15 protein-coding genes are annotated in these 24,004 nt (G+C 65.2%); 7 read left to right on the forward strand and 8 right to left on the reverse strand.

The window, feature by feature from the left end; genetic code table 11:
* Positions 1–9: 9 nt before the first annotated feature.
* Positions 10–4,605, forward strand: a complete 4,596-nt coding sequence (locus CTR55_RS17510; protein ID WP_296288098.1) for an autotransporter outer membrane beta-barrel domain-containing protein — start codon at positions 10–12, stop codon at positions 4,603–4,605.
* A gap of 72 nt (positions 4,606–4,677) precedes the next feature.
* Complete coding sequence (locus tag CTR55_RS17515; RefSeq protein ID WP_296288099.1) at positions 4,678–4,884, forward strand: hypothetical protein; 207 nt, start codon at positions 4,678–4,680, stop codon at positions 4,882–4,884.
* Between the two features lie 80 nt (positions 4,885–4,964).
* Here the strand turns inward: CTR55_RS17515 and CTR55_RS17520 are convergent, their stop codons facing one another.
* Positions 4,965–6,410, reverse strand: a complete 1,446-nt coding sequence (locus CTR55_RS17520; protein WP_296288100.1) for a SulP family inorganic anion transporter — start codon at positions 6,408–6,410, stop codon at positions 4,965–4,967.
* A gap of 89 nt (positions 6,411–6,499) precedes the next feature.
* A complete protein-coding gene (locus CTR55_RS17525) occupies positions 6,500–7,063 on the reverse strand; it encodes a transcriptional regulator (protein WP_296288101.1) in 564 nt (187 codons plus the stop codon).
* 171 nt (positions 7,064–7,234) lie between these two features.
* On the opposite strand from CTR55_RS17525, the gene CTR55_RS17530 reads away from it, so the two are divergent.
* Genes CTR55_RS17530 through CTR55_RS17540 form a run of 3 tightly spaced genes read left to right on the forward strand, consistent with a single transcriptional unit; the run spans position 7,235 to position 12,960 of the window.
* Complete coding sequence (locus CTR55_RS17530) at positions 7,235–8,392, forward strand: MexC family multidrug efflux RND transporter periplasmic adaptor subunit (RefSeq protein WP_296288102.1); 1,158 nt, start codon at positions 7,235–7,237, stop codon at positions 8,390–8,392.
* Between the two features lie 27 nt (positions 8,393–8,419).
* A complete protein-coding gene (locus CTR55_RS17535) occupies positions 8,420–11,551 on the forward strand; it encodes an efflux RND transporter permease subunit (protein WP_296288103.1) in 3,132 nt (1,043 codons plus the stop codon).
* A 5-nt stretch (positions 11,552–11,556) separates the two neighbouring features.
* Complete coding sequence (locus tag CTR55_RS17540) at positions 11,557–12,960, forward strand: efflux transporter outer membrane subunit (protein WP_296288148.1); 1,404 nt, start codon at positions 11,557–11,559, stop codon at positions 12,958–12,960.
* A 172-nt stretch (positions 12,961–13,132) separates the two neighbouring features.
* Here CTR55_RS17540 and CTR55_RS17545 read toward each other — a convergent pair whose 3' ends face one another.
* Complete coding sequence (locus CTR55_RS17545; RefSeq protein ID WP_296288104.1) at positions 13,133–13,441, reverse strand: NIPSNAP family protein; 309 nt, start codon at positions 13,439–13,441, stop codon at positions 13,133–13,135.
* A 302-nt stretch (positions 13,442–13,743) separates the two neighbouring features.
* Between CTR55_RS17545 and CTR55_RS17550 the strand changes: the two genes are divergently transcribed.
* Positions 13,744–14,436, forward strand: coding sequence for an MgtC/SapB family protein (locus tag CTR55_RS17550; protein WP_296288105.1), 693 nt, complete (start codon positions 13,744–13,746; stop codon positions 14,434–14,436).
* A gap of 56 nt (positions 14,437–14,492) precedes the next feature.
* On the opposite strand, the gene CTR55_RS17555 is transcribed toward CTR55_RS17550, so the two are convergent.
* On the reverse strand, positions 14,493–14,837 hold the full coding sequence (locus tag CTR55_RS17555; protein ID WP_296288106.1) for a cupin domain-containing protein: 345 nt from the start codon (positions 14,835–14,837) through the stop codon (positions 14,493–14,495).
* Between the two features lie 250 nt (positions 14,838–15,087).
* On the opposite strand from CTR55_RS17555, the gene CTR55_RS17560 reads away from it, so the two are divergent.
* A complete protein-coding gene (locus CTR55_RS17560; RefSeq protein ID WP_296288107.1) occupies positions 15,088–16,425 on the forward strand; it encodes an OprD family porin in 1,338 nt (445 codons plus the stop codon).
* Positions 16,426–17,069: 644 nt separating this feature from the next.
* On the opposite strand, the gene CTR55_RS17565 is transcribed toward CTR55_RS17560, so the two are convergent.
* The 4 genes from CTR55_RS17565 to CTR55_RS17580 all read right to left on the reverse strand — a co-directional run bounded on the left by CTR55_RS17565 (position 17,070) and on the right by CTR55_RS17580 (position 24,001).
* The gene (locus tag CTR55_RS17565) at positions 17,070–17,870 is read right to left on the reverse strand and encodes an AraC family transcriptional regulator (protein WP_296288108.1); all 801 of its coding nucleotides are present in this window, start codon (positions 17,868–17,870) and stop codon (positions 17,070–17,072) included.
* Between the two features lie 50 nt (positions 17,871–17,920).
* Positions 17,921–18,658, reverse strand: a complete 738-nt coding sequence (locus CTR55_RS17570) for a TorF family putative porin (protein WP_296288109.1) — start codon at positions 18,656–18,658, stop codon at positions 17,921–17,923.
* A 67-nt stretch (positions 18,659–18,725) separates the two neighbouring features.
* Positions 18,726–20,399, reverse strand: a complete 1,674-nt coding sequence (locus CTR55_RS17575; protein WP_296288110.1) for a carboxylesterase family protein — start codon at positions 20,397–20,399, stop codon at positions 18,726–18,728.
* 452 nt (positions 20,400–20,851) lie between these two features.
* Positions 20,852–24,001, reverse strand: coding sequence for a CusA/CzcA family heavy metal efflux RND transporter (locus tag CTR55_RS17580; RefSeq protein WP_296288111.1), 3,150 nt, complete (start codon positions 23,999–24,001; stop codon positions 20,852–20,854).
* Between the last annotated feature and the right edge of the window lie 3 nt (positions 24,002–24,004).

Consider the following 24,004-nt stretch of genomic DNA (forward strand, 5'->3'; position numbering starts at 1 on the left):
GAGGCTGCCATGAAAACCCATCAGCCCTTTCTGTCCGACCTGAGCCACTCCCGGCTGGCCCAGGCCATCAGCCTCGTCCTGGCCAGCATGTTCGGCCTGCGGATCATCCGCGCCGACGCCGAAGACAACGTCACCGAGACCGACACCGAGGACCTCAATCAGCCCTCCGAGGCCGGCGTCACCTTCGATCCGCCGCATCCGGAATACCTCGATATCGCCCTGCAGGCCGTGCATGACGCGCCCCAGGCATTCTCCGGCGCCTCCTTGCTGGGCGCGCCGCCGCCCATCAGCGTCATCGTTGCCGGGGGCGTGGGTATCAACGCGGGCTCCCATGCCGAGGCCACGGTCAAGCTCGCCGCCACCAACACCAGCGGAATCAAGACCAGCGGTAACGGCACCCTGACCTTTGCCGACGGCCGTATCGAGAGCAGCGCAGTCACTGCCGCCGCCGCGAAGGGGCAGACCGGCGTGCGCGTCGAAACCGGCGATACGCTGCTGGTGAGCGGTAGCAGCATCATCCTGGACCCGAAGACGGCCGCCGGTGCGGCCATCACCACCAACGACCTGACCGCCGTGAAGGTCGATGCCAATGGCGAACTGCGCCTGACCGGCAGCGACGTACTGGTCGGCGGTGGCGCCAAAGGCAGCAACAACCGCGGGATAGTGGTCGAGCAAGGGCTGCTGGAAATGTCCGGCGGTTCCGTCACCACCCAATCCTGGGGTTCGGTGGGCATCCAGGTCGAAAAAGGCGGCAGTGCCGTCCTCGATAACGGCCTGAGCGTTTCCACCAGCGGTGCGCGCAGCACTACCAGCGGGGGCGCCCACGGGGTGCGCGTAACGGGTAACGGCAGTTCCCTGCGGGGCAGCGATATCTCCGTCAGCACCGTCGGAGGCTCCGCCTATGGCGTTCGCGCCGACGATGGCGCCCAGGTCAGCCTGGCAAACAGCAACGTCAGTACCACCGGCGGCAATGGCCACGCTGTTCTAGCCGATGATGCCGGCACCCACGTCAGCATCGATGGCGGCGCGTTGACTACCAGCGGCAAGGGCTCGGTGGGCATCTGGGCGCGCGACGGCGCACAGGTAGAAATCGCCGATACGACCATCCGCACCAGCGGCGCAGCGGTTTCCAGCGCGGCCCCGGTGGACGATGAAAAAACCCTCAGCCTGAGCCATGGCCTGCTGGCCAGCGGAGCGGGCAGCCAGATCGATGCCAGCGGCGCCCTCCTGGATATTGCCGGCGGCAGTGCCAGCGCCGCCCGCGCCGAGGATGGCGGCAGGATCAGCCTGACCGACAGCGACATTGCCGTCAGCGGCGTAGCGACCAGTACCACCACCACAGCGGCACTGCATGCCACCAGCGGTGGCAGCATCGAAGCCTCCGGCAACCAGATCGTCAGCAGCGGCAACAACGTTGGCGGCGCCCGCGCCGAGGGACCCGGCAGCAGCATCAGCCTGGCGGACGGCAGCATCACCGTTCGTGGCGCGGGCAGCGTTGCCAACCCCGCGGCCGGCGCCCGTGCCATGGCCGGCGCCAGCGTTAGCCTCAGCGATATCACACTCGACGTGCACGGCCTGACCTACGGGCATGGCGTGTCCGTCGAGGGCGCTGGCTCAACCGCCACGGTCGATCATTCCAGCATCGCCGTGGACGGCAACCGTGCCATCGGCGTGAACATCAGCGCTGGCGGCCACGCCAAGGTCGACAACAGCAGCATCGCGGTCGATGCCCAGGCCGGCGGCGCTGGACCCTGGTCGCCCGGCGTGCTGGTCGAGGGCGCGGGTTCGGGACTGGAGATGACCGACAGCGACGTTCGCACCTCGCAGAAAGCCAGCTATGGGCTGCAAGTGCGCGAAGGCGCGACTGCCGAAGTCACCGGCGGCAAGATCAGTACCGCGGGCAACTACTCCACCGCCGCAGCCGCCGGGAGCTCCAGCACTGCTGCGCCCGGCTCCAGCCTGACCCTGAACCAGGTGACCGTACACACCAGCGGCAACGACAATGCCATGGGCGTGATTGCCGACCTGGGCGCCACCGTGACCGTCCACGGTGGCTCGGTCACCACCACCGGCAGCGGCTCGCCAGCCGCCGGCAACCTCACCTTCCCCCACGGCCTCGCCGCCCGTAACCCCGGCGCCCTGCTGGTGGCAGACGGCACCAGCGTGCTGACTCAGGGCTCGCAGGCCTACGGCGCCGCCGTGGACGATGGCGGCAGCATGGTCCTGGACAACCTCAGCGTGAAGACCGAGGGCGAGTACTCCGTGGGCCTCTATGCCGGGATCGGCTCCGCCAAGCCGGGAGCGGTCAGCCTCAGCGCCGACCACGTCACGGTGCAAACCCTGGGCGACCACGCCACCGGCGCACTGGTCAGCCGGCAATACAAGGACGAGAGCGCCACACTGGACCTGAGCAACACCAGCATCGCCACCACAGGCGCCCAGTCCCATGGGCTGCGGGCGGAGTCCGGCGGTACGCTCAGCGCTCTGAACAGCACGGTATCGGTCAGCGGCGAACAGGCCCTGGGCGTACTCGCCAATAACACCGCCAGCGCGCGGCTGGACAATGTCAGCGTCGGCACCTCTGGTGCACTGGGCCACGGTGTGGTCGCCAAAAACGCCGGCAGCGTGGAAGCCGACCGCCTCGTGGTCAACGCCAGCGGCGACCAGTCCGCCGCGCTCTACGCCCAGGGCACCGACGCGCAACCCGGCCGGATCCGCATCGACCACGGCTCGCTGAGCAACCGCGACGGCGCCACCATTGCCACCGCCGGGGCCGCCGAGATCGCTCTCAGCCACAGCCTGGCCGGCGGCAGCGGGCAATGGCTGAACGTCGACGAATCCGTCGCCAACGATGGCAGCGTCATCCCCGACATGGGCACCGGCCAGTGGCAAGGCGTGGGCAGCAGCGTGGCGGCCGCAGGCAAGGCGCGCATCGACCTGAGCACCTCCATCGTCAGCGGCTCAGCGAAAACCGCCGCCGGCAGCCAGTCGGACGTCACCCTTCGGGACAGCAGCCTGTGGCAGCTCACCGGCAACTCCAACCTGAGCAGCCTGAGCAACACTGCCAGCCTGATCGATTTCAGCGCCGACGGTGGTTACAAGACCCTCACCACCAACGATTATCACGGCGCCAATGGCACCCTGGCCCTGAATACCTACCTGTACAAGGACGACTCGCCGTCCGACCAGTTGGTGATCGACGGCGGCGAGGCCAGCGGTGAGAGCAACCTGCTGATCAAGAACACCGGCGGCCCTGGCGCCCTGACCCAGGGCAACGGCATCAAGGTGGTGGACGCGGTGAACGGCGGCACCACCGAAACCGAAGCCTTCCGCCTGCTCAACCGGGTCAAGGCCGGCCCCTACGAGTACACCCTGCACCGCGCCAGCCTGGACGACAGCAACGGCGAAGCCTGGTACCTGCGTTCCACCCAGGATGCGGCGCCGGTAGACCCCGTGGACCCTGTCGATCCGGTCGATCCGGTCAATCCGGTCGATCCCGTGGACCCGGTAACGCCAGTTGATCCGGGCGATCCGCTCGGCCCGGTCCCCCCCAGCGGCCCGACAACTCCTGTCATACCGGATACACCGCGCCCCACCCCGGCACCGCAGAGAGCCAACTACCGCGCCGAGACCTCGCTCTACAGCGCCCTCCCCGCCATGGCCCTGAACTACAGCCGCGCACTGGTCGACACCCTGCACGAGCGCGTCGGCGAGGAACGGCGCAATGTCACCGACCCGCTACCCGCTGAAGAGGTGGACACCTATGGCCCGTCCCTGGGCTGGGGCCGGCTGATCAACCAGAAAGGCAGCGCCAGCCTGGGCAATGGAGCTGACTACGACTACCGCATCCAGGCCTTCCAGGTCGGCGCAGACCTCTACCGCAACGAAGACATCGATGGCAGCACCGACCAGGCCGGGCTCTCGCTGCAGGCTGGGCGTATCAAGGGCAACGTCGACCACGCCGACGGCCGGGACGCCGGCGACGACACCCTGCGCTCCTACGGCATCGGTGGTTACTGGACCCACTTCGGGCCCAAGGGCTGGTACCTGGACGGTGTGCTGCAGTTCAACCGCTTCGACATCCAGGCGCGGCCCAATGACGCCGACTCACTGAAAACCCGCGGGCACGGTATCACCGCCTCACTGGAAGGCGGCTACCCGCTGAAGCTCGACTCCGACAAGAACCTGCACGTCGAGCCGCAAGCCCAGCTGATCGTCAGCAAGCTGAAACTCGATGACAGCCACGACGATGCCGCCGACGTGCGCTTCGAGGATGTCGACTCGCTGACCGGCCGTCTGGGCGTGCGCGTCGACAAGGACTGGTTCCGCGAGGACGACAAGGGCAAGCAGCAGCGCACCAGCATCTGGGTCCGTCCGAGCGTGTGGCACGAGTTCAAGGGCAAGGCCAAGACCGAATTTTCCTCGGCGGACGGCTACATCCCCTTCGGCACCGACATGGACGGCAGCTGGGGCGAACTCAACATCGGCGTCGACTACCAGCTCAACGACCGCACCAGCGTCACCGGCTCGCTGGGTTACCAGCGGGCGCTGGACGGTGACGGCCGCAGCTACGAGGGAATCCTCGGCTTCAAGGTGAAGTTCTGAGCCTCAGCCCCGACGGCGCGGCCTGTCGCGCCGTCTTTCCTTTCCTTTCCTTTCCACGTACCGGAGATCGCCATGCAACCCCCTGACATCCGCGCACTGCGCACCGTCCGCTCCACCTCGTACAACAACGAAATCGCCGCCGAACTGCTGTGCGAACTGTCGTCCTGCAACGTCAGCGAAGAACAGGCCCGCCGCATCCGCTGCGCCGCCCGCCAACTGCTGCGCGATGCCGATGCGCTGGAAGGCGCCTACCAGCAGATGGCTTCGCCGCACCATTGAGCCCGCACCTGCGGTTTTACATCGGAATGAAATAGCCCCGCTTACGCGGGGCTTTTTGCTTTCGCAGGAGCGACCGGCGCTCAGGCGTGCTGCGCGCCCGCCCGCTTGAGCAACTGCTTGCAGCGCTCGGACAGGTGCACCACCCGCAGGTGCTTGCCGGCCTTGCTGTAGCGCTCGCGCAGGGTCATCAGCGCGGCGATGGCCGAGTAGTCGACGAAGCTCAGGTGCGCACAGTCCAGGGTAACCTGCTGCGGGTCACCCGCCGGGTCGAACTGGTTGAGGAACGCTGTGGTGGAAGCGAAGAACAGCGTGCCGTGGACGCGGTACAGCTTGCTGCCATCGGCCTCGTCATGGATGTCCGCGTATAGCTCGCGGGCATGCTTCCAGGCGAAATCCAGCGCGGCCACGACGATGCCGCAGAACACCGCCACGGCGAGGTCCGTCGCCACGGTGATCGCGGTCACCGCGATGATCACCAGCACATCGCTGCGCGGCACCTTGTTGATGACTCGCAGCGAAGCCCAGGCGAAAGTCTGCTGCGACACCACGAACATCACCCCCACCAGCGCGGCCAGCGGGATACGCTCGATCAGCGGGGCGAGGAACAGCACGAAGAGCAGGATCATCACCCCGGCCACCACGCCGGAGAGCCGGCCGCGGCCGCCGGAGCTGAGGTTGATCACGGTCTGCCCGATCATCGCGCAACCTCCCATGCCGCCAAACAGCCCGGAAACGATGTTGGCACCACCCAGCGCCACGCACTCGCGGTCCGGGAAGCCACGGGTCTCGGTGATTTCGTCAGTGAGGTTGAGCGTCAGCAGGGTTTCCAGGATGCCGACCATGGCCATGAGGAAGGCGTAGGGCGCAATGATCCGCAGGGTTTCCAGGTTCCAGGGAATGTCCGGCCACGCGAACTGCGGCAGGCCGCCAGCGATGTGCGCCATGTCGCCCAGGGTGCGGGTCGGCAGGCCGAGCAGGTAGACCGCCAGCCCGACGCCGAGGATCGCCACCAGCGCCGGCGGCACCGCGCGGGTCAGCTTCGGCAGCAGATAGACCACCGCCATGGTCAGCGCCACCAGCCCCAGCATCACGTACAGCGGGATGCCGCTGAGCCAATGCTCGCCGTCCTTGAAGTGCTCCAACTGAGCCAGGGCGATAACGATCGCCAGGCCGTTGACGAAGCCCAGCATCACCGGGTGCGGCACCATGCGCACCAGCTTGCCCAGGCGCAGCAGGCCGAACAGGATCATCACCACCCCGCCCAGCAACACGGTGGCCAGCAGGTACTGCACGCCGTGCTGGACGACCAGCGCGACGATCACCACCGCCATTGAACCGGCGGCGCCGGAAACCATGCCGGGACGGCCGCCGAACAGCGCGGTGAGGGTGCAGAGGATGAAGGCGCCGTACAACCCCATCAGCGGATTGAGGTGGGCGACCAGGGCGAAGGCGATGCACTCGGGCACCAGCGCGAAGGACGTGGTGAGTCCGGCCAGGACATCGGCACGCAGGCGGGCGGGTTTCATTTTTCTACTCGGAAGCGGGGATCACGAAGGGCCGGCAATGGTACGGAAATCCGCCGCGCCCGGCCAGCCGCTGGCCCCGCACGGCACCATCAGGGCTGGGGCTGTACCAGTGCACCGTTGAGGAACAACTGCTCCAGCACCTGAGCGGAGCTGGAGCTGGCCGCGCGGCCATAGCGCTCGGCATCGACCATGCCGTAGAGCATCGAGAGGAAGAGTTCGGTGAACACCGCGGCGGTGATGTCGATGCGCAGCACACCGCTCTGCTGGCCGCGCAGGAAGAAGGCATCCACCGCCTCGGTGTAGTAGCTCCAGCGCTCGGTCGTCGCCTCCATGTCGAAGTTCTCGGCGCGGTACTGGAACAGCAGGAAGTTCAGCATGTCGCGGTGCTTGAGGTGCTCGGCGATCAGCCGGCGCAGCGCCTCCAGCGGCTCGGCCTGCTGCAGCCCGGAGGCTTCGAGGATCTGCCGGATCACCACGTGGCCGTAGTCCTCCAGCATCGTCATCAGCCCGTCGCGGGTGCCGCAGAAACGGTGCAGCGTCGCCTTGCTCACCCCCGCCGACTCCGCCAGCTCCTTCAACGTCGCCCGTGGGCGGTCGACGATGGCGACGGCCAGCGCCTTGAGCAGACGTTCATCATGGGCGGAGAGAGTCATTCGGAGCCTCGTGTCAGGTGGCGGATCGTCTCATTGTGCAGAAAAAGACCTCTCTTTTGAAAGGTCATGACACATTTTATACACCACAGAAGCAAATGAGACATTATTGACTCATTTCGGATTTAAAAGGATCATACGCACCTTTCCAGATAGACAGACCCCGGGTGAAACATGGGCAGGTTGCGTGCAGTAGGGACAATCAGTGCGCTGGTAACAGCGCTGGCACTGGCGGGTTGCGGACCATCCGGCGAGCCGCAGGCGGCCGCGGAGATGGCACGCCCGGTGGATGTGGTGGCGGTCGCGACCGAGCCTCTCACCCTGACCTCGGAGTTGCCGGGGCGTATCGAGCCGATGCGTGTCGCCGAGGTGCGGGCGCGGGTGGCGGGCATCGTCATGCAGAAGCGCTTCGAGGAAGGCGCCGACGTCAAGGCCGGCGAACTGCTGTTCCAGATCGACCCGGCGCCGCTGAAGGCCGCCGTGTCCCGCGCCGAAGGCGAACTGGCGCGCGCCCAGGCCGCGCAGCAGGAAGCCCAGGCGCGGGTGAAGCGCTACGAGCCGCTGGTGAAGATCGAAGCGGTCAGCCAGCAGGACTTCGACACCGCCACCGCCGACCTGCGCAGCGCCCAGGCTTCGGTGCGCTCGGCCCAGGCAGACCTGGAAACCGCGCGGCTGAACCTGGGCTACGCCTCGGTCAAGGCGCCGATCTCCGGGCGCATTGGCCGCGCACTGGTCACCGAAGGTGCGCTGGTCGGCCAGGGCGACGCCACGCTGATGGCGCGCATCCAGCAACTCGACCCGATCTACGCCGACTTCACCCAGCCCGTGGCCGATGCCCTGCGCCTGCGTGAGGCGCTCAAGAGCGGCAACCTCGCCGCCGGCCAGAGCCAGGCCCTGAGCCTGCGGGTCGAAGGCACGCAGTACGAGCGTCAGGGCGAGCTGTTGTTCACCGACATCTCGGTGGACCGTGGCACCGGCCAGGTCTCGCTGCGCGGCAAGTTCACCAACGCCGACGGCCTGCTGCTGCCGGGCATGTACGTGCGCGTCACCGCGCCGCAAGGCACCGACGCCAAGGCCATTCTGGTGCCGCAACGCGCCGTGCAGCGCGCCACCGACGGCACCGCCCACGTACTGGTGATCGGCGCTGATAGCCGCGTCGAGACCCGCTCGGTGCAGACCGGCGCCATGCAGGGCTCGCGCTGGCAGATCAGCCAGGGCCTGGCCAGCGGTGACCAGGTCATCGTCGGCGGCCTCACCGGCCTGCAGCCAGGCGCCAAGGTCGAAGCCCGTCACGCCCAGGAGCAACAGCAGCAACAGGCGTCGAGCCAGTAAGGCGAGGACCGCCGCGAGGAATTTCCCATGTCACTGTTCTTCATCAAGCGCCCCAATTTCGCGTGGGTGGTGGCGCTGTTCATTTCCCTGGCCGGCCTGCTGGCCATTCCGCTGCTGCCGGTGGCCCAGTACCCCAGCGTGGCGCCACCACAGATCACCGTCACCGCCACCTACCCCGGCGCCTCGGCACAGGTGCTGGTGGACTCGGTCACCAGCGTGATCGAGGAGGAGCTCAACGGCGCCAAGGGCCTGCTCTACTTCGAGTCCACCAGCAACTCCAACGGCATGGCCGAAGTGGTGGTCACCTTCCAGCCCGGCACCAACCCGGAGCTGGCCCAGGTGGACGTGCAAAACCGCCTGAAGAAGGCCGAGGCGCGCATGCCCCAGGCCGTGCTCACGCAGGGGCTGGAGGTCGAGCAGACCAGCGCCGGTTTCCTGCTGATCTACGCGCTCAACTACAAGGAAGGCTCCGCGCGCACGGATACGACCGCCCTGGGCGACTACGCCGCGCGCAACATCAACAACGAGCTGCGCCGCGTACAAGGCGTCGGCAAGCTGCAGTTCTTCTCCTCCGAAGCCGCCATGCGGGTGTGGATCGACCCGCAGAAGCTGGTCGGCTACGGCCTGTCCATCGATGACGTGGGCAATGCCATTCGCGGGCAGAACGTGCAGGTGCCGGCCGGCAGCTTCGGCGCCTCCCCCGGCAGCAGCGAGCAGGAGCTGACCGCCACCCTCGCGGTGAAAGGCACCCTGGATGACCCGGCGGAGTTCGGCCGCATCGTCCTGCGCGCCAACCCGGACGGCTCCACCGTCAAGCTGGCCGACGTCGCGCGCCTGGAAGTGGGCAGCGAAAGCTACAACTTCACCGCGCGCCTGGACGGCAAGCCCACCGTGGCCGGCGCCATCCAGCTCTCCCCCGGCGCCAATGCCCTGCAGACCGCCGCGCTGGTGAAGGAACGCCTGGCCGAGCTGTCGGTGAACTTCCCCGACGACGTCGAGTACTCGGTGCCGTACGACACCTCGCGCTTCGTCGACGTGGCCATCGAGAAGGTCATCCACACCCTGCTCGAAGCCATGGTGCTGGTGTTCCTGGTGATGTTCCTGTTCCTGCAGAACGTGCGCTACACGCTGATCCCGGCCATCGTGGTGCCGGTGTGCCTGCTCGGCACGCTGACGATGATGTACCTGCTGGGCTTCTCGGTGAACATGATGACCATGTTCGGCATGGTGCTGGCCATCGGCATTCTCGTCGACGACGCCATCGTGGTGGTGGAGAACGTCGAGCGCATCATGGCCGAGGAAGGCCTGCCCCCGGCCGCCGCGACGGTCAAGGCGATGGGCCAGGTGTCCGGCGCGATCATCGGCATCACCCTGGTGCTCTCGGCGGTGTTCCTGCCGCTGGCGTTCATGGCCGGCTCGGTGGGCGTGATCTACCAGCAGTTCTCCCTGTCGCTGGCGGTGTCGATCCTGTTCTCCGGCTTCCTCGCCCTGACCTTCACCCCGGCGCTGTGCGCGACGCTGCTCAAGCCAGTCCCTGAGGGCCACCACGAAAAACGCGGTTTCTTCGGCGCCTTCAACCGCGGCTTCAACCGCCTGACCGAGCGCTACACGCGGCTCAACAGCGCGCTGGTGAAACGCGCCGGGCGCTACATGCTGATCTACGCCGGCATCCTCGCGCTGCTCGGCTACAGCTACCTGCGCCTGCCGGAATCCTTCGTGCCGGTGGAAGACCAGGGCTACATGATCGTCGACATCCAGCTGCCGCCGGGCGCCACCCGCGCGCGCGCCGACGTCACCGGCCAGGAGCTGGAGCAGTTCCTGAAATCCCGCGAGGCGGTGGCGTCGTCCTTCCTGGTGATGGGCTTCAGCTTCTCCGGCATGGGCGAGAACGCCGCACTGGCGTTCCCGACCCTGAAGGACTGGTCCGTGCGCGACAAATCGCAGTCCGCCGAGGCGGAAACCGCGGCGGTAAACCAGCGTTTCGCCGGCATCAGCGACGGCGCGATCATGGCCGTTACCCCGCCGCCAATCGACGGCCTGGGCAACTCCGGCGGCTTCTCGCTGCGCCTGCAGGACCGCGCCGGCCTCGGCCGCGAAGCGCTGCTGGCAGCCCGCGACCAGTTGCTCGGGCAGGCCAACGGCAACCCGAAGATCCTCTACGCCATGATGGAAGGCCTCGCCGAGGCGCCGCAGCTGCGCCTGGAGATCGACCGCGAGAAGGCACGCACCCTGGGCGTCAGCTTCGAGTCCATCAGCAGCGCGCTGTCCACCGCCTTCGGCTCCTCGGTGATCAACGACTTCGCCAACGCCGGCCGCCAGCAACGCGTGGTGGTGCAGGCCGAACAGGGCGACCGGATGACCCCGGAAGCCGTGCTCAAGCTCTACGTGCCCAACGCCAGCGGCGAGCTGGTGCCGCTGTCCGCCTTCGTCAGCACCCGCTGGGAAGAAGGCCCGGTGCAGTTGGCGCGCTACAACGGCTACCCGTCGATCCGTATTTCCGGCGACGCCGCCCCCGGCGTCAGCACTGGCGAAGCCATGGCCGAGATGCAGCGTCTGGTGAGTGAACTGCCAGCCGGCATCGGCTACGAATGGACCGGCCTCTCCTACCAGGAGAAGGTCGCCAGCGGCCAGGCCAGCCAGCTGTTCGCCCTGGCGATCCTGGTGGTGTTCCTGCTGCTGGTGGCGCTCTACGAGAGCTGGGCGATCCCGCTGTCGGTGATGCTCATCGTGCCCATTGGCGCCCTCGGCGCGGTGCTGGCGGTGACGGTCACCGGGCTGCCCAACGACGTGTACTTCAAGGTCGGCCTGATCACCATCATCGGCCTGGCGGCAAAGAACGCGATCCTCATCGTCGAGTTCGCCAAGGAGCTCTGGGAGCAGGGCCACAGCCTGCGCGACGCCGCGATCCAGGCCGCACGCCTGCGCTTCCGCCCGATCATCATGACCTCCATGGCCTTCATCCTCGGCGTAGTGCCGCTGGTGCTCGCCAGCGGAGCCGGCGCCGCCAGCCAGCGCGCCATCGGCACCGGGGTGATCGGCGGGATGCTCAGCGCCACGCTGCTGGGGGTGATCTTCGTGCCCATCTGCTTCGTCTGGCTGCTGTCGCTGCTGCGTCGCCAACCCAAACCTGCGCATCAACCCACGGAGGCCGCGCAATGACCACCCTGCGCAAACCCGCGTTTGCCGCCAGCGCGCTGCTGCTCGCGGTGGCCCTGAGCGGCTGTTCCATGGCCCCCACCTACGAGCGCCCCGAGGCACCCGTGGCGCAGAGCTGGAGCGGCCCCGCCGCCCAGCCCGGTACCGCAGCGAGCAACCTGGACTGGCAGAGCTTCATCGTCGACAGCGACCTGCGCGAGCTGGTGAATGTCGCCCTGGACAACAACCGCTCGCTGCGCCAGACCCTGCTGGATATCGAACAGGCCCGCGCGCAGTACCGCATCCAGCGCTCGGACCGCGTGCCCGGCCTGAGCGGCGCCGCCAACGGCAATCGCCAGCGGCTGCCGGCGGACCTGTCCAACAGTGGCAGCTCGGCGGTGAGCAGCAGCTACCAGGTCGGCCTGTCGCTGCCCGAGTACGAGCTGGACCTGTTCGGCCGGGTGAAGAGCCTGACCGACGCCGCGCTGGAGCAGTACCTGTCCACCGAGGAAGCCGGGCGCAGCGCGCGCATCGCGTTGATCGCCGAGGTCAGCCAGGCCTATCTCACCTACGACGGCGCCCAGCGCCGTCTGCAGCTGACCGAGCAGACCCTGGCCAGCCGCGAAGACTCGCTGAGCCTGATCAGCCAGCGGCGCACCGCCGGTGCGGCCACCGCGCTGGACTATCAGGAAGCGCTGGGGCTGGTGGAGCAGTCCCGCGCGGAACTGGAAAGCAATGCGCGGCAGAAGCAGCAGGCGCTGAACGCCCTGGTGTTGCTGGTGGGGTCGGCGGATGCGACCAAGCGCATCCCGCAGGTGCCGCAGGACAAGCCCATGCTGATCCAGGACATCGCTCCCGGCACACCGTCCGAGCTGATCGAACGACGCCCGGACATTCTGGCCGCCGAGCACGTGCTCAGGGCGCGCAACGCCGACATCGGCGCGGCCCGCGCAGCGTTCTTCCCGCGCATCAGCCTGACCGGCAGCTTCGGCACCTCCAGCGCGGAAATGTCCGGGCTGTTCGACGGCGGCTCGCGTTCGTGGAGCTTCGTGCCGACGCTGTCGCTGCCGATCTTCGATGCCGGGCGCAACAGCGCCAACCTGGACCTGGCCAAGGTGCGCAAGGACTCGGCGGTGGCCGCCTACGAAGGCACCATCCAGACGGCGTTCCGGGAAGTGGCCGACGCGCTCGCGGCGACCGACACCCTGCGCCGCGAAGAAGCCGCGCGCCGGGCTTTGGCGAACACCACCAACGAAACCCTGAAGCTGGCCAAGGCTCGCTACGAAGGCGGCGTCGACAGCCACCTGCGCTATCTCGACGCGCAGCGCAGCAACTTCGTCAACGAGGCGGCCTACATCGAGACCAGCACCCAGCGGCAGATCGCCCTGGTGGACCTGTTCCGCGCCCTTGGCGGCGGGTGGAGAGCGCTCTAGCTGCTCCTCTGCCGGCGGATGGCAATCGCGGACGGAGCCCGCTCCTACGCTGGCCGGATACGTAGGAGCGGACTCCGTCCGCGATGATTCCAGCGTGTAGGGCGCATAACCCGGAACGGGTTATCCGCCGCCATGGTACGTAACGCCAGCGTCGGAATCCGCTTCAGGGGAATCAGTCGCCGAACACCGGTCGGAAGAAGCTCCGCTCGTAGCTGAGGATGCAGCGGGTTTCTTCGGCATATCGGAACGCTGCCTGGCATTCGGCGTCCTCCATGGACTGCTGCCGGTAGCGCTCATAGTCGGCCAGGCTGGGGAAGGTGAACATCGCCAGGGCGATGTTGCTGGCCCCCTCGGAAGGCAGGAAGTAACCGTGGTGCTGGCCGCCGAAACGCTCCACCAGCGGGATCCACAACCGGCCGTAGTGTTCGAATTCCTTGAGCTTGTATGGGTCCAGCACGTAGCGCAGGTAACAGGTGACCATCTCGCCAACTCTCTTCCGGTGAAAGGGATGGCCACTCTACCCAATCCTCGCGGGAACACATAAACCCGTGGCATGCGCACCGCTCTTCGTAGGAGCGAGCTTGCTCGCGAACAGCCCTCCCGGCGACGCCGGCGTGAAGCGGTTCGCGAGCAAGCTCGCTCCTACAGGTCACAGCCCGCCTGCGACATGTCAGCCCGATTCGCTGCCAGGCCCGTTAGACTGGCCACACGTTCATTTTCACCCGGGGCACGATGCCCCTTTTCCACTAGCGCCGGCGCAAGGCTGGCGCGGAGCACCAAGGTATGTACTTCGATATCGTCCTCGACCTCTTCGCGGCGCTCTGTTTCGGCGCGCTGATCGGCATGGAGCGCCAGTGGCGCCAGCGCTTCACCGGCGTCGCCACCCACGGCCTGGTCGCCCTCGGCGCCGCCACCTTCGCCACCCTGCCCTTCCTCATGGGCGCGGAGGACCAGGTGGTGCGCATGTCCGCCCAGGTGGTCACCGGCATCGGCTTCCTCGGGGCCGGCGTCATCATGCGCGACGGCCTCAGCGTGCGCGGCCTGAGCACCGCGGCGACGATCTGGTGCACCGGCGCGGTGGGCGTGCTGGCGGGTAGCGGCTTCCTCGCCGCCGCACTGGTGGCGACTCTGCTGATCGTCCTGTGCAACCTCACGCTGCCGCCGGTAACCCGCTGGATCCAGCGCCACGCCCCCATCGAGCCAAGCAGCGAGCGCTACTACACCGTCCAGGCAGTCACCGAGACCCATCAGGAAGCGCTGGTGCGCTCCACCCTGCTGCGCCGCCTGAGCGCCAACGGCCTGGCCCTGCAAAGCCTGGAAAGCCATGCGCGCAAGACCGGCGGCGAAGTGGAGGTCGCCGCCCTGGTGCTGGCACCCAGTGACAAGGACAGCCTGCTGGAATCACTGGTCGGAGAACTGGCCCTGGCGCCTTACGTATCAGCGGTGAGCTGGTCGATCAGCGACGGGCCGCAGTAAGCATCACGCAATGAAAAAGGGAGCCCATGGGCTCCCTTTTCTCATCTCGCCCGGCATCAGGCGAAGACGAAATACTTGCGCACCGTCTCCACCACTTCCCAGGTGCCCTTCATGCCCGGCTCGATGACGAACACATCGCCGGCGCGCAGGTGGACCGGCTGCTCGCCCTCGGGCGTGATGACGCAGTAGCCGTCGAGGAAGTGGCAGTACTCCCACTTCTCGTAGTTCACCGCGAACTTGCCAGGGGTGCAGATCCAGGTGCCCATGATCTTGCTGCCGTCCGCCGACAGGTAGGCATTGAGGTTGACGGTATGCGGATCGCCGCCGATGCGCTGCCACTTGGTGGCGTCCAGCACGGGCGTCGGGCAGGTGTCGCGCAGCACGGTGATGAAGTCGGACATGACAGCTCCAGGTCGTTGCAGGGAAGGTCCGCCACCATAGCCACCGGCCCATCCAAAGAGTTGCCTGGATTCGACATCGGTATGTCTGCCAGCGCTACCCGCCCCCCCCTTCCCGCTCCTGACAGATTTGTCATCCGCCGCTCATGCAGCCGTTAACCGTGCTCCCACACGATGCCCGTGGCCCTCGCCACGCCTGGGCGAAAACAACAACAGCAGGCGGTAACCGACCATCCTGCCTTAGGAGCACATCATGAACCGACGCAAAATCCCGCTGGCGGCTTCGCTGCTGGCACTGGGGGTCGCTTCGCCGACCGTCCTCGCCGAAGCTAAAACCGAAGAAAAAGCCGAAGGCTTCATCGAAGGCGCCAGCCTGGAAATTCTCAACCGCAACCTCTACTTCAACCGCGACGCCCGCCACGGGCAGTCCGTGCCGCCGCGCGGCAACGGCTACTCGGAAGTCTGGGCCCACGGGATCATCGGCAAGTTCGAATCTGGCTTCACCCAGGGCACGGTTGGCGTCGGGGTGGACGCCTTCGCCATGCTGGGTTTCCAGCTCGACACCGGTGACGGCCGCAACGGCGCCGGCAGCTCGGTGGACGTATTGCCCACCGACAACGACGGGCGTACCGAAAGCGACTACTCCAAGGCCGGCGGTGCCGCCAAAGTGCGCCTGTGGGATACGGTGCTGAAGGTCGGCGACGTGTTCCCCGAGACCCCCGTGGTGCATTACGGCGATTCGCGCCTGCTGCCCGAATCCTTCCGTGGCTTCACCCTGCAGAACACCAGCCTGGAAGGCCTGAGCCTGCAGGGCGGCCGCCTGCATTCCATGAGTCAACCACAGTCGCGGCAGATGGACGACGGCTTCGCCACCTTCTACGCAGGCCCGGTGGATTCGCCCTGGCTCGCCTACGGCGGCGGCGACTACGCCATCAACGACAACGCCAGCGTCAGCCTCTACAGCAGCCGCCTGAAGGACGCCTGGAACCAGTACTACTTCGGCACCGCGCTGAACTTCCCGCTCAGCGAGGCGGTGGAGCTGTTCGGCGGCTTCAACTACTACAAGTCGCAGGACGAGGGCCGCGAGCTGCTCGGCGAGTTCAACACCAACATCTGGAGCGCCAGCGCCGGCGTGCACTTCGGCGCCCACCGCATCGCCGTCAGCCATCAGCGCAACAACGGCAACAACGACTTCGACTACCTGCGCCAGGCTGACTCGATCTACCTCGACAACTCCATCCAGTACAGCGACTTCAACTCGCCGAAGGAACGCTCGTGGATGGTCCGCTACGACCTCGACATGGCCACCTACGGCGTGCCCGGCCTGAGCTTCATGACCCGCTACGCGCGCGGCACCGACGCCGATTACTCCAACGCCAACGCCGTATACATGCGCCGCGACGACAACGGTGATCCGCTCACTGACCAGAAGCGCTGGGAGCGCGACATCGAGGCCAAATACGTATTCCAGGAAGGCCAGCTGAAGGACCTGTCGCTGCGCGTGCGCCAGGCCACCACCCGCGCCACCGCTTTCGAGTCGGACCTGGACGAAGTGCGGCTGATCGTCGAATACCCCCTGGCGATTCTGTGACGACCTGCGCCTGGCGGGCGGATGACGGAATTGTCAGCTGCGCCTCAGCCTCCCGTTAGGCGCCCCTGCGTATAACGGAAGGCATCACCGCCCCCCAAGGCATCTGGTGATGATTTCCCCGCAGCAACGTTCCTCTCCCTGGCGCTCCACGTGCCCTTTGGGGGGAGAGGAACACTCGGCGCCCTTCTGGGCGCCTTTTTTTTGCGCCGTAAAAAGCTGTACCGGCAGGGAGCCGGACATTACGCGAGCAAGCTCGCTCCTCCGAAAGGCACTCCGGAGTTTGAGCTGGACTGTAGGAGCGAGCTTGCTCGCGAACCGCACCCTGCCGCCGCCCCGGAAAACGCTTGCGCAGGATGGGTCGGGCGGCGTTCCGCAAGCTTGCGGTACCCATGCTGTCGGTGCACCGGAATCGATGGGTATCGCTGCGCTCCACGCCATCCTACGCTCGTGCTCCGCCGTGATTTCGGTGTGGATGGAAACTCCGCTCCTACCTGAGACTCCGTGCCAGGGCTGGGGTGAGGGGGGAAGCACAGGCACGGACTATCCAGAGGAAGACAGTTGCTCCTACGAGCGAGCTGAGCTGTAGGGGCGCATGCCGCCGCTACAGGGAGCACGGTGCGTCATGCGCCCTGCCAACCAGGCCCTCAGACCTCCTCGCAGCCTTCCACTGTACCCAGGCAATTGACCAACAGAAGCTCTTCGTCGCCATCTGAACGCTGAGTGCCAAAATACTGGAAGATCGTTCTATAGCCGTGGGAGTCGTCATAGAAGCCTGCAGACAGGAAAGCCTCATGAGGCTTCCAGTCGTATGCAGGCCCCTGAGTACTCACCAGGTGCCGAAACATTGCATGCAACTGCTGCCAAGTCTTGTACTTGGATAGGGTCATCCCGACCTGCCTCTTGAAGAGGTGGCGCAGCCGCTCCGACGACAGTCCGCAAACTGCCGCAAGGCTGCTTAGATCCAGCCTACCTACCGGGTTCTTGGACAGCTCTTGTGCAACGAGCTTAAGGCGCTCGTCCTCAAGTTGGGATTCATTCTTCACTGCTACAACTGCTTTCACGGTACTCACAAGAGTCCGAATGTCAGCAGGCGCCAACCGCGCACTGAAAACGCCTTCAAAGCCAGGATTGCACTCCAGCAACCGGTTGTGAATTTGTGGTGCTTCCTTGAGCGTGCAAGGACGGTGCTGTATGGCTTGGCCTGCGGCGGAAAGTGGATCCAGATAGATGACGATGGTGCGCGTAGCGACCACAGAGCTCCAAATCCCTGCTGGATGAAGCAGGCAGATGGAGGACAGCTCCTCCCCTTCGCGCAAGCAACATGTCAGAACATCTTCTGGTCCACCCAACAGAATCGCAGGAGCCAGCATCTCGGAATGGTCATACCCGCCAGGCCCTGCGTACAGGATCCAGTCAGGCCCTACGTACAACGCTTGCTTCGACATGATGATCTTCAAGAATGCGAGCAGGGGGCTTTCGCCCCCTGCTCCAAGTTTTAGAAACTCTTGGTGACGCCAATGACGACGCTGCCGGAGCAAATGTCGTCATATCCCTGGGTGTTGAGACACTCCGATTTCGACAGATCGGTATCGACGTAGCTGGCTTTCCAGGTGACTCCCCAGAGGTCCTTTTCAATGCCAACTTCACCCTCATTGTAGCGAGAGCGACTGTTACCGCTGTTAGTTACGATGACATTGTCTTTTGCATCGACGACACCATAGCGCGCCATCAGCCGGGTCGAATCGTTGACGGGGTACATATAGGCAATCGAGGTGTAGCTGCCGCTTTGATCGCCACGCACGTTATCGGAGTACTGATAGGAGAGTTCGAACCCCAGGTACCGGAAAATTGCGTAGCTGCTTGTCTGATTCAGCTCACTGCTCTTGGGATACTCATACCGAAGAACCCCAAGATCCAGCGATAGATCATCCGTGATTGGGACATACCAACCTACGTAGTAATCCTGCTCCCGGCGGGTATCCACACCCGCGCCATAGTCCACCGATGAAACCCAGACGCCGGTGTAGAGGCCGATAGGTGATGTGAGAGTTACTCCGCCCTGTATCGCCGGGTCGCCCAAGCTTTGAGATATCCCCTTGTCGCGATAGTCGCTTACGGCTCCCACCTCAATGTCCAGTTCGAACCCTTCCCCTAAGGGCACCGCATTGACGTTGCCAGCGAACAGGAATGGCAGGCACGAGCCAGCCACAAAGGTAGCGATCTTACGATTCATGAATGCACCGTTTCTTGTTATTGAGTCCCGTCCAATTGCGGACGGGACATTGGTCGGCAGGTAGGTATTAGAGGAATGAGGTGAATGCTTCCTTGGCCCAGATTTTCCGGCGTTCGGACTCTGGGTCGGCTTCAGCCTTGGAGGCCTCGCTCCAGACCATCGTGCTGCGGCTGGAGGTGTCGTACTTGGGCCACTCGGGCACGTTCGGACCATTGGGGTTGCCGGTCTTGGCAAAGTTTGTCCAGGCGGCAATCATCTGCTCGCTCAACTTCTGATCGACAGCGCGCTGCTCTTTCTCGACGGCATCCCCTCCAGGCACCCATGCCAAATCCATGGTTCCGAAGAGGAAAGGAAGCTCCAATGCATGGACGGCGCCCAGATCAGGCGTTCCACTGGGGAGGTATGAAGTGGGCACTTTCCACTGAAAGCGATAGAGGTAGACGTTGCCGTGCTGACTCAACTGGCGTTCGGCCATGCGGCGCATGGGCTGAATCATCGAGTAGTCATCGTTCTGAGCCTGGCGAATGATGTTCTGATCGTCAGTGTTCAGAATTTCTGCATAGCGCTTGTCCAGCTTCGAGCCAATTCGACCTTCAAGACTCGCGAGGTATTTCTCCGGAATTGGCGGTGTGGCCGGGCCAAAATCCGTCTCCTCGGTGAACATGTTACGGAGCTTGCTGTCGTAGAGACTCCAGTAATTCAGCTCATTCTGAGTGGCTCCTGCCATCAGATCGATACCCTTGGCATTACCCGTACTCAGGGCTTTGTTGGGCTCGTCGATGATGACCTGGCCATCAACAAAAGGCGCAAAAAGCAGGTCGCCAATGGCTGCTTCCTCGAAGGCTTTCTCCTGAGCCACGAGCAGTTGCTCCGGGGTCGCTTTGAGCAGTTCATCTATCGACTTGAAGCCACCGGCGCCGACGATGGTTTTGCCTGCTTCAAGGGCGAAGCGCTTCGAATGGATAAGATTGCCAGCCCCACTCTGAGCAATAGCTCGTTTGAAGAGCTTCGACGGTTCCTTGGTTGCCAGTAGTGCGTTCACCGATGCACCGCCGGCAGATTCGCCGAACACAGTGATGTTGTCGGCATCACCGCCGAAAGAGGCAGCGTTGCGCTTGACCCACTCGATGGCAGCGATCTGGTCGAGCAGACCATTGTTACCGCTTCCCGCGTACTCCGGGCTGATTGCCCCCAGCTCCATGAAACCGAACAGGCCGACGCGATAGTTAATGGTAACTACCACAACATCCTGGCTGGCCAATCGATTCCCGTTGTAGAAATCGGAGGAGCCGTTGCCGACGACGAAAGCACCACCGGGGAGGAAGACCATGATGGGGCGTTTCTTTTGGTCTGCCGCAGGCGTCCACACGTTCAGGTGGAGGCAATCTTCACTTTCGTAGATTTCTTTCTCGCTGCCGTCCGGGCCACGCACAACCCGTCCAGGGAATGGGTACTGCTCCAGAGGGTCTTTAACCTGAGGGCACGTGGAACGGAACTTGTCCGCTGCCAGGACACCGTCCCATTTGCCTGCCGGCTGAGGCGAGCGGAAGCGCAGCTCACCCACAGGGGCTGCTGCGTATGGGATGCCTTTGAAGGAAATTACCGAGCCCTCGGCAACCCCCCTTACTTCACCGCTCTCGGTCTTGGTGCACGCGGCACAGTCCGAGCTGGCCATCACCCCCTGGCTGATCCCCACGCCAGCAACGAGCGCCCCGATCACTGCAATACTTTTTATTTTCACAGTTGTCTCCGAGTTCTTATTAGAGGCTCGGAGCATGCGACGCATGTTGTAACAAGTATTGTACGAGACGGTTGCGGGAGAGATTTCCTTGGCAGGCGCACGCATCCGAGGGTCAAGAAGCGAGGCAACTCAGCTTCGCAAGAGATATCTGCTGAGGCAAAGCAGAAAGGACGACAGAGTGGGAGTGTTTGCGCGTGCCAAAGCGGAGCAGAAACACTCATCGCGAAGCAAACAGAGCCAGCTCTAAAGCACAAACGTTAGAACAGTCGGGCTTGCCGGCGGATCGCGGGCAAGACCCGCTTCTACAGGAAGCACTACACCGTGCGGTTACACGGCGGCTGGGCTTCCGCTGCCTTGGACTTAACCAAGGCCAGAGCGCAGGAGCCCCCTGTAGGCGCGCCCCATGGGACGCGATCGCGGGCAATGCCCGCTCCTGCAGGGGGAGCACCAAGTCAGGCGCCCTGCCCCTCCTCATCCCGCCGATGCATCCACCGATACAGCGCCGGCAGTACCAGCAGCGTCAGCGTGGTCGAGGACAGGATGCCGCCAATTACCACCGTCGCCAGCGGCCGCTGTACTTCCGCACCGGTGCCGGTCGCCAGTGCCATGGGTACGAAGCCCAGCGATGCCACCAGAGCCGTCATCAGCACCGGACGCAAGCGCGTCAGCGCGCCCTCTCGGATCGCCACGTCAAGGCCACGCCCCTCCTCTCGCAGACTGCGGATGAAGGAGATCATCACCAAGCCGTTGAGCACCGCCACGCCCGACAGCGCGATGAAGCCGACGCCAGCGGAAATCGACAAGGGAATGTCCCGCAGCCACAGGGCGACCACCCCGCCGGTGAGGGCGAAGGGAATCCCGGTGAACACCACCAACCCGTCGCGGACGTTGTTGAACATCATCAGCAAGAGGGTGAACACCAGCAGCAGCGCCACCGGCACCACGATCTGCAAGCGTTGCGCCGCCGACTGCAACTGCTCGAACTGGCCGCCCCATGTGGTCCAGTAACCGGCCTGCAGCTTCACCTGCTGCTCGATTTTGCCGCTGGCCTCGGAGACGAATGACCCGATATCCCGCCCGCGCACGTTGGCGCTGACCACGACGAGACGCTTGCCGTTCTCGCGGCTGACCTGGTTCGGCCCCTGCACCAGTTCCAGGCGCGCCACTTCGCCCAGGGTGATGAAGCCGATGCGCGAATCCGTGGCGTTGGCCGGGGCCGGCACCGGGATGAGCATGCGCGACAGCGCGTCGATGTCGCTGCGCAGGTTTTCCGGCAGGCGCACGATCAGGGCGAAGCGGCGGTCGCCCTCGAACAGCGTGCCGGCCTGGCGGCCGCCGATGGCCACGGCGACGTTGTCCTGGATGTCACCGACATTCAGCCCGTAGCGCGCCGCGCGCTGGCGGTCGATGTTCACGGTGAGCACCGGCAAGCCGCTGGTCTGTTCGACCTTCACCTCGGAAGAACCCTGCACCTGGCGCAGCACGCCAGCGATCTGCTCGGCGGTCTGGTTCAGCACCGCCATGTCGTCGCCAAAAACCTTCACCGCCACGTCGCTGCGCACGCCGGAGATCAGCTCGTTAAAGCGCAGCTGGATCGGTTGCGACAGCTCGTAGGCGCTGCCCGGCACGCCGTTGGCGGCCTCCTGGATTTCCGCCTCCAGCTGCGCGCGGCTCTTCTTCGGGTCGGGCCATTGCTCCTTGGGCTTGAGCATCACGTAGGCGTCGGAAATGTTCGGCGGCATCGGATCGGAGGCAATCTCCGCGGTGCCGGTGCGGCTGAACATACGCTGCGCTTCCGGCACCTTGGCCAGCACCTGGCGCTCGAGTTTCTCCTGCATGGCCACCGATTGCGACAGGCTGGTGCCCGGCGTGCGCAGCGATTGCAGGGCGAAGTCGCCCTCACCCAGGCTGGGCACGAACTCGCTGCCCATGCGGCTGGCCAGCACGCCCGAGAGCACCACCAGCACAGCGGCGAAAGCGAACACCAGCGCGCGGCGTGCCATCACCCAGTCCAGCACCGGTTCGTAGGCCCGGCGCGCACTGCGCATCAGCAGGTTTTCCTCTTCCTTGACCTTGCCGGTGATGAACAGCGCGATGGCCGCCGGCACGAAGGTCACCGAGAGAATCATCGCCCCCAGCAGCGCCAGCACCACGGTGAAGGCCATGGGGTGGAACATTTTCCCCTCGACGCCGGTGAGGGCGAAGATCGGCAGGTACACCACCATGATGATCAACTGGCCATAGATCAGCGCCCGGCGCGCCTCCTTCGACGCGGCGAAGACTTCGTGCATGCGCTCGCTGCGGGTCAGCATGCGACCGTGGTGTTGCTGGGCATGCGCCAGGCGGCGGATGGCGTTCTCGACGATCACCACGGCGCCGTCGACGATGATGCCGAAGTCCAGCGCGCCGAGGCTCATCAGGTTGGCGCTGATGCGGTTGCTGAACATGCCGGTGAAGGTGAACAGCATGGCCAGCGGGATCACCATGGCGGTGATCAGCGCCGCGCGGATGTTGCCGAGGAACAGGAAGAGCACCGCGATCACCAGGATCGCGCCCTCGGTGAGGTTGCGCTTGACCGTGGCGATGGCCTTGTCCACCAGTTGCGTGCGGTCGTAGACGGTCACCGCCTTGACGCCGGCCGGCAGCGTGCGGTTGATCTCCTCCAGCTTGGCAGCGGCGGCCTTGGCAACGGTGCGGCTGTTCTCGCCGATCAGCATGAACACCGTGCCGAGCACCACTTCGCGGCCATCCTCGGTCGCGGCGCCGGTGCGCAGCTCGCGGCCGAGATCGACCTCGGCAACGCTGCGCAGACGGATCGGCGTACCGTCGACGTTGGCGACCACGATGTTGGCGATATCCTCCAGGCTGCCGACCTGCCCCGGCGCGCGCACCAGCAGCTGTTCACCATTGCGTTCGATGTAGCCGGCACCGACGTTGGCGTTGTTGCGCTCCAGCGCGGCGATCACGTCCGCCAGGGTCAAGCGGTAGGCGGCCAGCCGGCGGGTGTCGGGCGCGACCTGGAATTGCTTGGCAAAGCCGCCAATGGTGTTCACCTCGGCCACGCCGGGCACATTGCGCAACTGCGGCTTGATCACCCAATCCTGGATCACCCGCAGGTCGGTCGGCGTGTACTCGCTGCCGTCCTCCTTGCGCGCGCCCTGCTCGGCCTCAATGGTCCACAGGAAGATTTCCCCGAGGCCGGTGGAGATCGGCCCCATGGCCGACTCGACGCCTTCGGGCAACTGCTCGCGCGCCTGCTGCAGGCGTTCGTTGACCAGTTGGCGGGCAAAGAACAGGTCGGTGCCGTCCTTGAAGATCACCGTCACCTGCGACAGCCCCGAGCGCGAGATCGAGCGCGTCTGCTGCAGGCCCGGCAAGCCCGCCATGGCGGTCTCCACCGGGTAGGTAATGCGTTGTTCGGTTTCCAGCGGGGTAAAGCCCGGCGCCGAGGTGTTGACCTGCACCTGCACGTTGGTGATATCGGGGACCGCGTCGATGGGCAGCTTCTGGTAGCTGGCGATGCCCAGACCGGCCATGCCGAGGACGGCGAGCAGCACGAGATAACGCTGCTCGATGGCGAAACGAATGATGCGTTCAAACATGGG

This window comes from Pseudomonas sp., assembly GCF_002796985.1.
Taxonomy (GTDB): Bacteria; Pseudomonadota; Gammaproteobacteria; order Pseudomonadales; family Pseudomonadaceae; genus Pseudomonas.

Coding starts and splice junctions, on each gene's coding strand:
- CTR55_RS17510 (WP_296288098.1), top strand. CDS start 10: ATGAAAACCCATCAGCCCTTTCTGTCCGACCTGAGCCACTCCCGGCTG.
- CTR55_RS17515 (WP_296288099.1), top strand. CDS start 4,678: ATGCAACCCCCTGACATCCGCGCACTGCGCACCGTCCGCTCCACCTCG.
- CTR55_RS17520 (WP_296288100.1), bottom strand. CDS start 6,410: ATGAAACCCGCCCGCCTGCGTGCCGATGTCCTGGCCGGACTCACCACG.
- CTR55_RS17525 (WP_296288101.1), bottom strand. CDS start 7,063: ATGACTCTCTCCGCCCATGATGAACGTCTGCTCAAGGCGCTGGCCGTC.
- CTR55_RS17530 (WP_296288102.1), top strand. CDS start 7,235: ATGGGCAGGTTGCGTGCAGTAGGGACAATCAGTGCGCTGGTAACAGCG.
- CTR55_RS17535 (WP_296288103.1), top strand. CDS start 8,420: ATGTCACTGTTCTTCATCAAGCGCCCCAATTTCGCGTGGGTGGTGGCG.
- CTR55_RS17545 (WP_296288104.1), bottom strand. CDS start 13,441: ATGGTCACCTGTTACCTGCGCTACGTGCTGGACCCATACAAGCTCAAG.
- CTR55_RS17550 (WP_296288105.1), top strand. CDS start 13,744: ATGTACTTCGATATCGTCCTCGACCTCTTCGCGGCGCTCTGTTTCGGC.
- CTR55_RS17555 (WP_296288106.1), bottom strand. CDS start 14,837: ATGTCCGACTTCATCACCGTGCTGCGCGACACCTGCCCGACGCCCGTG.
- CTR55_RS17560 (WP_296288107.1), top strand. CDS start 15,088: ATGAACCGACGCAAAATCCCGCTGGCGGCTTCGCTGCTGGCACTGGGG.
- CTR55_RS17565 (WP_296288108.1), bottom strand. CDS start 17,870: ATGTCGAAGCAAGCGTTGTACGTAGGGCCTGACTGGATCCTGTACGCA.
- CTR55_RS17570 (WP_296288109.1), bottom strand. CDS start 18,658: ATGAATCGTAAGATCGCTACCTTTGTGGCTGGCTCGTGCCTGCCATTC.
- CTR55_RS17580 (WP_296288111.1), bottom strand. CDS start 24,001: ATGTTTGAACGCATCATTCGTTTCGCCATCGAGCAGCGTTATCTCGTG.